At 38.1% G+C, this 12370-nt stretch carries 10 protein-coding genes and 1 pseudogene; 6 read left to right on the top strand and 5 right to left on the bottom strand.

Going from position 1 to position 12370, the window contains the following annotated elements; all coding sequences use genetic code 11:
* Positions 1–166 precede the first annotated feature (166 nt).
* Complete coding sequence (locus FTT98_RS16280) at positions 167–1567, bottom strand: alpha/beta hydrolase-fold protein (RefSeq protein ID WP_180177576.1); 1401 nt, start codon at positions 1565–1567, stop codon at positions 167–169.
* A gap of 190 nt (positions 1568–1757) precedes the next feature.
* On the opposite strand from FTT98_RS16280, the gene FTT98_RS16275 reads away from it, so the two are divergent.
* Positions 1758–2474, top strand: coding sequence for an SGNH/GDSL hydrolase family protein (locus FTT98_RS16275; RefSeq protein WP_180177575.1), 717 nt, complete (start codon positions 1758–1760; stop codon positions 2472–2474).
* 38 nt (positions 2475–2512) lie between these two features.
* Positions 2513–3121 carry a uracil-DNA glycosylase family protein gene (locus tag FTT98_RS16270; protein WP_180177574.1) on the top strand — a complete coding sequence of 203 codons (609 nt, stop codon included), beginning with the start codon at positions 2513–2515 and terminating at the stop codon, positions 3119–3121.
* A 103-nt stretch (positions 3122–3224) separates the two neighbouring features.
* On the opposite strand, the gene FTT98_RS16265 is transcribed toward FTT98_RS16270, so the two are convergent.
* Complete coding sequence (locus FTT98_RS16265; protein WP_180177573.1) at positions 3225–3662, bottom strand: hypothetical protein; 438 nt, start codon at positions 3660–3662, stop codon at positions 3225–3227.
* A gap of 270 nt (positions 3663–3932) precedes the next feature.
* Between FTT98_RS16265 and FTT98_RS16260 the strand changes: the two genes are divergently transcribed.
* On the top strand, positions 3933–4472 hold the full coding sequence (locus FTT98_RS16260) for a class I SAM-dependent methyltransferase (RefSeq protein WP_306718144.1): 540 nt from the start codon (positions 3933–3935) through the stop codon (positions 4470–4472).
* Between the two features lie 92 nt (positions 4473–4564).
* Here the strand turns inward: FTT98_RS16260 and FTT98_RS16255 are convergent, their stop codons facing one another.
* A complete protein-coding gene (locus tag FTT98_RS16255) occupies positions 4565–6121 on the bottom strand; it encodes a phospholipase D family protein (RefSeq protein ID WP_180177572.1) in 1557 nt (518 codons plus the stop codon).
* A gap of 125 nt (positions 6122–6246) precedes the next feature.
* Between FTT98_RS16255 and FTT98_RS16250 the strand changes: the two genes are divergently transcribed.
* The 3 genes from FTT98_RS16250 to FTT98_RS16240 all read left to right on the top strand — a co-directional run bounded on the left by FTT98_RS16250 (position 6247) and on the right by FTT98_RS16240 (position 9875).
* A complete protein-coding gene (locus FTT98_RS16250; protein ID WP_078193885.1) occupies positions 6247–7362 on the top strand; it encodes an S-(hydroxymethyl)glutathione dehydrogenase/class III alcohol dehydrogenase in 1116 nt (371 codons plus the stop codon).
* 288 nt (positions 7363–7650) lie between these two features.
* On the top strand, positions 7651–8670 hold the full coding sequence (locus tag FTT98_RS16245; RefSeq protein ID WP_180177571.1) for a flavin reductase family protein: 1020 nt from the start codon (positions 7651–7653) through the stop codon (positions 8668–8670).
* A 35-nt stretch (positions 8671–8705) separates the two neighbouring features.
* Positions 8706–9875, top strand: coding sequence for an acyl-CoA desaturase (locus tag FTT98_RS16240; RefSeq protein WP_180177570.1), 1170 nt, complete (start codon positions 8706–8708; stop codon positions 9873–9875).
* A 490-nt stretch (positions 9876–10365) separates the two neighbouring features.
* On the opposite strand, the gene FTT98_RS16235 is transcribed toward FTT98_RS16240, so the two are convergent.
* Together FTT98_RS16235 and FTT98_RS16230 are read right to left on the bottom strand one after the other, a co-directional pair.
* Positions 10366–11949, bottom strand: a complete 1584-nt coding sequence (locus FTT98_RS16235) for an ATP-binding cassette domain-containing protein (RefSeq protein ID WP_180177569.1) — start codon at positions 11947–11949, stop codon at positions 10366–10368.
* A 313-nt stretch (positions 11950–12262) separates the two neighbouring features.
* Positions 12263–12370, bottom strand: a pseudogene (locus tag FTT98_RS16230) (IS701 family transposase); the annotation flags it as partial.

The following is a 12370-nucleotide window of genomic DNA, read 5'->3' as shown; positions in this document are numbered from 1 at the left end:
AATGGAGAAATCTAATCGGTATGTTATACCTGAGAGAAGAGTGAGGAGTTATCCAAGGGTTGTAAAAGGAAAACCTCAAAAATACCCAAGAAAAAGCCAGTCAATCTCTTAACTGACTGGCATTACTGCATTTGCAGGGCTTTTTTATGATCTAAACGTTTATAAACTACTTTTGCGCAAAAAAATGTTTGAGTGCATCTTGCAAGGCAACTTGCCATACCGCGTAGGAATGTCCGCCTATATATGATTTGTAATGTACATCATGACCTTTGCTTTTTAAGTCGGCTGCAACAATAGGCGAAGTCTCTAAAATACTCAGTTCATTATTATTGCGTGAACTCTCATAACTATTGGCAGTAATAAACCAATGCTGTTTAGGTTGTGAGTTTTTATCCCGAATGATTTTACTCATGCCATTAGGGAGGTCTGTCGGCGCATTTTGCCACCAAAATGATCCAGATAACGGTACGACATGACTAATTTGATTTGGATTTTCTAAGGCTAAATAAGCTGAACTTAAACCGCCAAGACTTGACCCAAGTAGTACCGTTTTCTTCGAATCGACTTTTGCAGGTGCATTTTTTTGAATCCAAGGCATCAGTTCATCACTAAAAAATGCTGAAAATTTAGTATTTGGTGTTAATTCTTTCGGTCGTTCCTGATCGTTCGGTGGAGAAACAAAAATGGCTTGAATTGCCGGTAACTGACCTTGCTCAACTAATATATCTAATGCCTTTGGAACATTCAGCAACTCGTTATATTGCTGACCATCAAAAAATATAGCGGTGATATAGCTTTGATTTTTCTTAGCTTTAGATTGGTAAATTTGGATTTTACGTGAGTTATTCAAAATTTTGCTCTCTAGAGCAAACTCTTGTAATTTGGGCTGTTTAACATTTAGATATTGTTTTGGATCAATAAAAGGCGGGGCATCTTTAAGCGCCGCAAAATTTTCATTACGCAAGCCTGATGTGTCATCACTTGCGAGATAAGTGTTTTTGTTGAAAGGATCGATGCGTTGCACTTGTATCACAGCACGACGCTGCGTTCTTGATTCTTTAAGTTTTGGATTCAGATGCGGACAATAATTTGACAGATAACCTTCTAAGTTCGGTAAATCGACAGCAAAGCTATAACTGCCAATGTAACGATGATCAATAATTGATTCTTTAAACCAAATATCGGTATTTGGCAGGTGCGTCAACCATTCATGGTCATTACTTGGACCACCAATAAGACGAACATTATGCTGCGCACCTTTCCATAAAAAAATTATACGGTCATGTTTTTCATCATAGTTTTCAATGATTGGTGTACCCATAAGCTCTACACGCTTCCAAAAATCTTCAAGTATTTGAGCATGTTGTTTTGGATTTTGACCTAACTGATGTTGTAGGTTTAGTAATATTTGGCTTTGCGCTTTGACATCTTCACATGCAGTGGCATAGGGAAAATGTTTTTTTTCAATTGTATCGGTTAAAGCGGGTGAATTTTGAATTTGGGCAAAAGCAGAAGAAACAGCAAAGCCAATAGAGCAAGCTAAAAAAAATGGGGAAAGTTTTTTCATTGAAATAATAAAAGAGGTAGGATGAAAACCAATAAATGATAATCATTATTAATATAAAAACTAGCAATATGCTGCAGAATGGTGCTTTAAACAAAAGAAAATGTAGAAAAATAACAATAGAGTCAATGCTTTGTTTTTTAAACTACTTAAAATAATGCAGTCGACAAGCTCTCAATCATTGCTAAATATTATGCTACTCAAAGTATCAACACTGCTGCTATTACCTGCATTACTGATCCAAGGTTACCGTGTGAAAAAAAATACTCCACGTTTAGCAGAACCGGTGGGAGAGCGTTGTGGAATGATTGTTCAGGGTAATCGACCATTATCGGTATTGATCCTTGGTGACTCAGCGGCAGCAGGTGTCGGCGTCGAGCATCAGTCGGATGCGTTATTGGGACAATTACTTAAAATTTTATCGCCTGATTATCAAGTTCACTATTGCCTTGAGGCCACAACGGGGCATAACAGCAAGCAAATCATCAACGCTTTGGATAATGTCGCAAAGCAGAACTTTGATGTCGTGATCAGCTCTGTTGGTGTCAATGATGTCACAGCTTTAAAACAGCCAGACCAATGGTTGAAGCTCCAGCAGCGTTTATATCAAGCTGTCGAGGAAAGGTTTCATCCACAGCTATTGATCATTTCAGGTGTGCCACCAATGAATGAGTTTCCAGCTTTACCGTTTCCATTGTCATGGTTGTTTGGACAATATTCGCAAAAGATGAATGCGCTTTTAAAAAATTATGTTAATACTCAAGCGAATATGAGATTAATTCAATACGATTTACACGAGTATCGTGAAAAAAAATTAAAAATGGCCAAAGACGGCTTTCACCCGAGTAAAGAAATTTATCAGTTATGGGCTGAAAAAATAGCGAAACATATCACTGAAGAATTTTCATAGACAATAATGATTCAATCATTGGGCGAAGTTAAATCTACATGAGCAAAGATATTTCCGACGCGAGTCCGCAAATCGAAACGCATCCTTTAGCGCCATTTTTGCCATCAAATGGGAAACTCTTGATGCTAGGGAGTTTTCCGCCACCCAAAACACGCTGGAAAATGGATTTTTACTATCCAAATTTCCAAAATGACATGTGGAAAATCTTTGGCCTATGTTTTTTTCAGGATAAAAATCATTTTCTCAATCTAGATAGCAAGACTTTTAAAGAACAGCGCATTCGAGATTTTTTAAATCAAAAAGGCATAGGCATTTTTGATACGGCCTATCAAGTGATTCGTTTGAAAGGCAATGCATCAGACAAGTTTTTACAGCTCCATCAGCCAACCGATATTGCGAAGCTGCTTCAAAAAATGCCGAATTGCCACAGTATTATGACGACGGGAGACAAGGCGACTGATACTTTGATGCTCTCGATGCCAGAAAATACTGAAAAACCACACATTGGGCATGCTGTTCGTACCGAATTTGCAGGCAGAGATTTGACTTTATACCGCATGCCATCATCATCTAGGGCTTATCCACTGGCACTGGAAAAAAAAGCCGAAGCCTACCAAAGCTTATTTAAAGATATAGGCTTCCTTTAAGTAAGTTTTCGGATTTATGAAATGCCTTGAATAAAATTTCTTATTTAAACAGGCAAACATTCAATGATTAAAAGGTGGCATCTTATGGATAAACATCAACTCCTTAGCCATCATATTCAACATAATCCCAAAGGTTCAAACGCGCTTTAATTTCTTTGCGAATATGAGGCAGCATAGGTAGTAAAGTGCCATCGATCCATAAACTCAGTGTCTGAGATGAAACTTTTTTGTTTGCATCATTTAAAATTTGTGCGCCTTTCACGATCACCAAAGTTTCTTCGCTAGCTGCAGTTTCAATGCCTTTAAATAAAAGCTGTAATTCATGACCTGTATCTTGGATTAACCATTCCAACTCAATTTGGATATTGTGATTAGATTTAAGCACAGCTTGGCCTTCAATCATGTCATTGTCAGATAAGCAGTCATGCTCAACCCGAACTTTCGACAAAAACCATTCTTGATGACCAAGTTCAGGAAGTGTCGTAAAAGGCGTTAAAATATCACTTAAATTAAATTGGCGGCTTAAATCAAAAAATTGCATTAGAAAACTTTAGGAGGAAATAAAACAAAATAAGAGGTGGATGTTAAAGCATCATCAAGTGTGAGTAAAACCTTTGCTTTTATTGAGATATTTTATGTATAAATAGCATTCAATCTATCTAAATTAAGTCTAAGAAAATGAATTGCGAAAATAATATTCACATAAATGATGTGCACAGCCCCATAGACTTAAAAGATCCAATCGAAGCTAAACAATGGGCTGCTGACTGAAGTCAATCTTAAACGTCCGTGGCGTTATGACATCTTTCAAATGTATGTCGACTCTATTTTGGCTTTCAACACGAATGCGCACGTGCTTGAACTCGGTTCAGGCCCAGGCTATTTGGCTGAGTTTTTAATCAATCATTGTCCAAATATAGATTACACAGCATTTGATTTTTCCGAAGCTATGCATGACTTGGCAAAAGGAAAACTAAGTGCATCGCAACGCTTAAAATGTAATTTTATAACAGGGGATTTCAAACAATCTAATTGGGAAGAACCTCTTCATTTCAATGAGAAAAGCACCTTTGATGTGATTATTATTCATCAGGCCTTACATGAATTGAGACATAAGGCGTATGCAGCAGAGTTTCATCGGACTGTAAAAAAGTTGTTAAATACACAAGGCGTGTATTTTGTATGTGATCATTTATATGCAGCACATGCTCAGCAAAATCATGAGTTGTATAAGTCAGTTGAGGAACATTTAGCAGCGCTTAAAGCAGCCAATTATGGCCAAGTGGAATGTCTTGGCGAAATCAATGGCTTGGTTGTTTTCAAAAGCCAGCACTCATATGAACTAGACTGACTAAGACCGTTTTTGACTTGATCGAACTTATCAGATTATTTCAATAAATAGCCTCGACGAGGGCAATTCAATCATTTAGCAGTACATTGTCATTACATCATCCATTCAATGGGGAGGTATGACACTGCTTTTATACTAAATCGTTGGAATCGAGTTGTTTCTGGTTCATGAGTATAGGTTTTGATTGTTCCATTTTTTTGATGCTCTAACCAAATGATTTCGCCATTTTTATCTAGTTTTAATTCATATGCAATTTGCGGTAAATACTGGTTTAATGCGGCAGAAATATCGTTTTGTAATCGATCAGATTTAACGACTAGTCCAACTTCCGAATTTAAATTTGCGGAACGTGGATCAAAGTTAAATGATCCAATAAACACCATGCCGTCAATATCGAAAAATTTTGCATGCAAACTAGAGGCATTTTTGCCTTTCGCAGGGATGATATTTCCGGTCATGACCTCGTACCACGTTCGTTTTGATCGCTCTATATAAGGTTTAAATTCATATAATTTCACGCCATTTTCGAGTAAGTCTTTGCGATATTTTTGATAAAACGCATGAACAACAGCGACGTCATTGGCTAAAAATGAGTTGGTCAAGACGCGGACTTCTACATTTTTACCTGCAAGACCCGTCAGAAAGTCAGTGCCTTGTTGCGTAGGAACAAAATAAGCCGAAACCAATTCCATGCGTTCTTTGGGCTGTCCCATTAAGGTGGAAAATTGGTTATAAATCAATTCTTGTTCTTTGGCTTCACCACGTATTTTATTCGGACTATCCGCAATAAAATGTGCTTCGGCCCAATTTACCGGTCTAAGTTTAAGCTGTGCCGCCAGTTGTTGTTGTGCATAGTTAATGCGCTGTTGATCTTTAGTCAACGTTGTAGAGTTTTCTTGGTACGTTTGTCTTAATTGATTTAAGTCTTCTTTTGTACCTGCACCAATCCATTGCTGAACAGAATAACTTAAATCATCATTCCAAAAGTTCAAAAACGCCTGATTGGCTTGTTGAATGGCTTCGCCATAGAAAAGGATGTCCAAATCTGTAAATTGAAAACTTTCACTGGCATCAAAATATTCATTACTGATGTTACGACCGCCAGTTACGCCCATAAAACCATCGGCAATAATTAATTTATTATGCATACGATGGTTAATGTGCTTTAAGCGAAATGCATAATCAATGACACGTAATTTTCTGAATTTATAGGGATTAAACAGTTTGATTGAAATGTTGGGATGAGCTGAAAGGGATTGTAAGGTCGGATCGAGTTTCGTCCCGTTTTGATCATCAATTAATAGCCTTACCTTTACCCCCCGGTCAGCGGCATGCAGTAATTCTTGAAACATCAGATGCCCAATAGCATCATTTTCCCAAATGTAATATTGCAAATCGATGGTGTATTTTGCATTTCGAATCAAATGTAGGCGAGAAGCAATGCTTAAAAAGGCATCATCTAAGGCTAAATAAGCTGTTTGTTTTTGTTGTAATTTTTCTAAGTCCGTAGCAGATGTAATCCATTTGTCTGCATGCGATTGTATAGGGACATCTTTTTTTGACTGATTGCTAGGTAAGCTGCATCCAGTTAATAGGCTGATCGAAACAGTTAAACCGACAGTACAACTTATTTCACGTAATTGTATCATTCGAATAGCATTAATCATTCCTTGAAAAATTCATCATAACATCATGTTTTAAGGTTGTATTTAGGCTTAAAAAGAGGTTACTGTAACTCATCTGTTAATATAAGCCATACAGGATGTTTTTAGACATGAAATCACGTGCAGCCGTTGCTTTTGGACCGGGTCAGCCTTTAGAAATTGTTGAAATTGATGTGGCACCACCTAAAGCAGGTGAGGTTTTAGTCAAAATTAGCCATACAGGTGTGTGTCATACAGATGCATTTACATTGTCAGGTGATGATCCTGAAGGTGTATTTCCAGCTATTTTAGGGCATGAAGGTGCAGGTGTTGTGGTTGAAGTCGGTGAAGGTGTGACTTCAGTGCAACCGGGTGATCATGTTATTCCGCTTTATACTGCAGAATGTGGTGAATGTTTATTCTGTAAATCGGGTAAAACGAATCTTTGTGTATCTGTTCGAGCAACACAAGGGAAAGGTTTAATGCCAGATGGTACAACACGTTTTTCGTATAATGGTCAGCCGATTTATCACTATATGGGCTGTTCAACATTCTCTGAATATACTGTGGTTGCAGAAGTGTCTTTGGCAAAAATTAACCCTGAAGCGAACCACGAACATGTATGTTTGTTGGGTTGCGGCGTAACAACAGGCCTTGGTGCAGTTAAAAATACCGCTAAAGTTCAGGAAGGTGACTCAGTTGCAGTCTTTGGTTTAGGTGGTATTGGTTTGGCTGTGGTACAAGGTGCTAAAAAAGCCAAAGCAGGTCGTATCATTGCCGTAGATACCAATCCTGACAAATTCAAACTGGCTGAAGAATTTGGCGCTACAGATTTTGTTAATCCAAAAGATTATGATCGTCCAGTTCAAGAAGTGATTGTAGAAATGACCGGCTGGGGCGTTGACCATTCATTTGAATGTATTGGCAATACCAATGTGATGCGCTCTGCTTTGGAATGTGCTCACCGTGGTTGGGGGCAATCTGTGATTATTGGTGTGGCAGGTGCAGGTCAAGAAATTTCAACCCGTCCATTCCAATTGGTTACTGGTCGTACTTGGAAAGGCACTGCTTTCGGTGGTGTTAAAGGTCGTTCACAATTACCGGGTATGGTAGAAGAAGCCATGTCAGGCGAGATCAAACTTGAACCATTCGTGACCCATACTATGGGGCTGGATAAAATCAATGAAGCCTTTGATTTAATGCATGAAGGTAAATCAATTCGCTCCGTTGTACATTTTGAAGATTAAACATTGATTTAAATATTATTGATTAAACGACTAATCATTTAAATCTTAATGCGTTAATTTTCACTATTTAAAAACTAGGCTTTGGCCTAGTTTTTTTTTATGTCGTTATAACAAATCAAAACTTCAAATTAGGATTTGCAAAAAGTGACAGATTGTTAGACATAAAATGATAAAAAATGCCAAATGATAGATTTTGTCCCGAATTCACATGGTGGGAAATTAGCACTAAACTTAAGGTAAGCATAATTTAAAAACAAATGTATATTAATGCATTATCCGAGGCAAAAAATGACAACTACAAGTTACAAGCCTGAGTGGATTCGGGAAGATTTTATTGATTTTATTGCAGAAAAATTTGATGCAATTTGGGCCTACAAACGTGTAAAAGCACAATTGGTTAAATCACGTTGTGTGGGGATCGGGTTTTATGAACTGAGTTTTTTAGCCAATCACAACTTTAAAGTAGCAAACTTTCGACCAGGCCAATGTGTTCTGGTGACAGTGGTCAAAGATGGTGTACGTCATCAACGTAGCTATAGCATCGTCGAAATCAATACATCAGGTCATGTGGTGATTGCAGTTAAACAGCAAGGCAAAGTGTCCAATTGCCTGACGCAATTAAAAACAGGTGATGTTGTTGAATTATCGCAACCGCAAGGTGAGTTTGGCCTAAAGCTAAATTCGGATCGACCAATTTTACTGCTTGCTTCAGGGAGTGGTATTACCTCAATCATGGCTTTGTTTAAACAAGCGATTCAGATTGGGCGTACGGTTGACCTGATTTATTTCAATCGGGATGATGCGTATTTGGATGAATTGATTCAACTAGCGAAGCAATCTAACCATGCACATTTACATGCGATTAATACGCTGAAAACCAAATTGCATATCTCACCAGAGGTGCTAAATCACATGGTCCCTGATTTTAAGCAGCGAGATTGCTATGCCTGTGGTGCAGCGCCAATGATGCAAAGCATTGAGCAACTGTATCGTGAGTTCAAGCTTTCAGATTATTTAAACACCGAATATTTTCAAATGATTGCTGATGATTCAGTACCTGCTCAACCTGTCACTTTTAGTTTAGCCCAGCAAGATTTTTTGGCAGAGGGTAATTTACTGAAAAGTGCTGAAAAAGCTGGTTTAAAACCTGCGCATGGCTGTCGGATGGGTATTTGTAATACCTGTTCGTGTACCAAATTACAGGGTTCAGTGAAAAACTTACTCACTGGCGAAATTGATCATGCGAATAACACACAAATCAAATTATGTGTCTCTCAGGCAATTTCACCTGTACGTATTCAACTCTAACCCAAGCCGCATAAAAACAAATCAGGGGCATCATCATGAATCAATTGATATATATTAGTTCGAATAGTAAGTCACGTTATTTATCACCCGAACAAACTGCTGAATTTGGCGAAAAAGTTGAGCAAATACGACGTGAAATCATGCAGAACGTAGGTGAAAAAGATGCAGCGTATATTTATAAAATTCGCAATTTTGTCCGTTATAGCGAGATCGCATCTCGTGGCATGTTGATGTTTGCAGGTTGGATTCCACCAGTGTGGTTACTGGGTACGGGTTTATTGGGTATTTCTAAAATCGTAGAGAACATGGAACTCGGACACAATGTGATGCATGGTCAGTTTGATTGGTTAAATGACCCAAGCTTAAATGGTGCTAATTATGATTGGGATACCATCGCCACGGGCCAAGACTGGAAATATACCCATAACTATGTGCATCACACCTATACCAATATTGTCGGTATGGACCATGATGTCGGTTATGGCTTAATCCGTGTGAGTGAATCGCAAAAGTGGGAGCCACGTTTCCTTTTTAATATTCCACTGGCTGCCCAACTCATGGTTTTCTTTGAGTGGTATGTCGGTATCCAACGTTTACATTTAGAAGATGTTATTGCGTATAAAACCAAAACTTGGAAAGATGTATGGCATGAAGCAGCCGATGTGCGTCAGAAAATTAAGCGCCAAGTGATTAAAGATTATGTATTTTTCCCGCTTATTGCAGGTCCCAATGCGATTCCTGTATTTGCAGGAAATGCTGTAGCCAACGTGATTCGTAGCTTATGGGCTTCCGCTGTCATCTTTAATGGCCATTTTACTGAAGATGCGGAAAACTTCGAAATGGACAATACCGAAAATGAAACTCGAGCAGAGTGGTATCTCCGTCAAATTCGTGGCTCAAGTAATTTTAGTGGAACACAATGGTTGCATATACTCAGTGGTAATTTAAGTCACCAAATTGAACACCATTTATTTCCAGATATGCCTGCGAATCGCTATGCAGAAGCCGCACCTAAAATTAAAGCACTCTGTGAGGAATATGGTATTCACTACAATGAAGCAAGTTTTATCAAACAGTTTGCCAGCGTTTGGGTTCGCCTCGCGAAATGCTCAGTGCCGAATGACTGGCGTGCCGAGCTCAAGGAACGCTCAACATCACTTCAGCAGCGCGTTAAACAAAAAATCATGAAGAAAATCGGGCGTTAAAAAACAGTATTGTTTAGCAATATTGTCCTAAGAGATCTTAAATTAGAAGTTGAAGTTACGTATTAACATCAGAAACGCAATTTGATTCAAATAAAAGAACGATACGCGGTAATGTCATCCGCAACTGTTTGAGACAGGACTACTTCTCATCAAAAATGTTTTTGCGATACTTTGAATAATTTGAAGGTAGTGAACGAGTTTTGTCGGTGAGGTGCATTGCACCGCAAGATGGTTTTCTTGCGAAGCTTTGCTTCTCATTTTGCCTAATGAGAAGCGTGCTTCGTAAGAGTACCTCCAGCCGAAGGCTAATCTCTTTATCTAAACCCTAGATGTAAGACTCCGTAGAATAGACTGAAAAAGCATTTTAAAAATGCGAAATTACTTTTACGTGCGTAATATCAGTTAAATAAGAACGATTTCTAAAGCAGTAAATTCGCCAAAGTAGCGTTCATCTACTTTGGCTTTTTTAAATATATCTAGCGAGCAAGAGTTATTCAACTAATTGCACGCTATTCTGAATACCACAAGATTCTACAAAATATGCATCATGTGAAACGAGGATCACCGCACCTGTATAATGCTGAATGGCTTGAGCCAATAACACTCTAGACTCTATATCTAAGTGGTTTTCAGGTTCATCTAACAATAAAAGCTCAATATTCGGTGTTAAATAATTTAAGCCTAACAAGGTCACTTTTAAACGCTCACCACCACTTAAACAGTGAAATGGCAGTTCCGTTTTTTGACCACGGATTCTAAGTTGACCGAGTTGATTACGCCATTCCGTTGACGAAACCTCAGGATTAAACTTTGCCAAATTGTCCAAAACACTCAGTTCAGGTGATAAATCACTCAAGTTTTGATCTAAATACAGGGTATGCACAGACAAAAACGTTTCATGGCTAGACTGTGATGTGGTCTGACTCAAATACTTTAGAAATGTAGATTTACCAATACCATTTTTTCCTTTTAAATGAATTTTTTCACCTGCCTGTAAGGCCAAGTCGAAAGGCTGGTGCTGAGATGTTTTGCGATGAAAATGTTTAACTCTTAAGATTTCTCCTGTTTTTTCAGCGTGATGTTGAAAAACGAATTGCTGCTCTTTGACATGCTCAAGTTGTTGCTGTGACTGAATCAGTTGAGATCTCTTTTCTTCCAATTGCTTCTGCTGTTGCGTTTGAACTGTTGCGAGGCTTTGACCAGCTTGTTCCTTTTTAAAATCAAGTAACACTTTAGCTTGTGAGCCTGACTTGCGTAGTGTATGACCTTGTTGTTCTCGTTTTTGCGCTTTCAGCTGTGTTTCGTGTTGCTGTGATTTGAGTTGTTTTAACTCACGCTGATGCTGCATAGCATTACGCTGTAAGGCTTTATTTTGCAGATCATTTTGTTGAACGTAGTCTTCATAGTTGCCAGTAACATGACTGAGTCCAAACTCATTTAAAGCATAGATATGCTCTACATGTTGCAGCAATTCTCGATCATGACTGACGACGAATGCACCCGCAGGATGGTTTTTTAAATGATCGATGAGCCATAAGCGTGAGGATGCATCTAAATGGTTACTAGGTTCATCCAAAAGTAAATAGTGGTCGGGTTTTAAAAATAATGCACACAATGCCAATTTGGTTTTTTGACCTTCACTCAGCTGAGCGACTGGGAAATTTAAATCTGTCGGAAGTGACGCCTGCTTAAGTTGTTGCGGCCAAAGTGTAGGAAGGTGCCACTGGTTTTCAGTCAGTTCAAAGTCTTCAAAACTGGCATTGCCTATTTCGATACGTTGAAATGCGCTACATAAATCTTCCACACCGAGTGCAGATGCAATCGTGTCTGCTTCTAGTCGAGAAAATTGTGATAAATAGGCATGTGGTACATTCCATGAAATTTCCCCTTCATAGGGGAAATCTTTCAGATTTTGCGCATGTAAGATTTTAAGGATGCAGGATTTTCCTAAACCATTGCGACCAATACATGCCGAAAGTTGTTGTTGATTGAGGTTAAATTTCAGGTTTTTAAAAAGTGTTTTGGATGGAAATTCCAAGCTTAATTTGGAAATTATACAAGCCGTTTGAGTCATAGATACACCTTGCGATAGCAAAGATGCGCAACACAAATAACTAATTTGATTCTATAAAAAAGACAATATTTGAGAAAATGCAGTCGAAGTCATTAGCCATGTGTTCGCACATCAAAAAAATGGATTTGATGATGAAAAAAACAGGGCTTACTTCATTGGCAAATACTCGAATTAAAAATAAATGGATAAAATCTTAAGACAGCCTAATGTTGTGCAGTCTAATAAATGTTTATTTATTAATCAATACATCAAATTTTAAAAATAGGTCGCAATTATTTACAGCAGAGTTATTTAATATAGGACTTACGCACTATTATTTAAAGATTCTCTGTGGTAGCAGATGATTTTTATCGAGAATAAAGTCATCAATGAAGCTTTTGATAATTGGTCTAAATAATTTCTTCTGCCAACGATATACATT

This window comes from Acinetobacter sp. YH12039 (genome assembly GCF_013420015.1).
GTDB classification, from domain to species: domain Bacteria; phylum Pseudomonadota; class Gammaproteobacteria; order Pseudomonadales; family Moraxellaceae; genus Acinetobacter; species Acinetobacter amyesii.
This window is presented reverse-complemented; position numbering and strand designations above follow the sequence as displayed.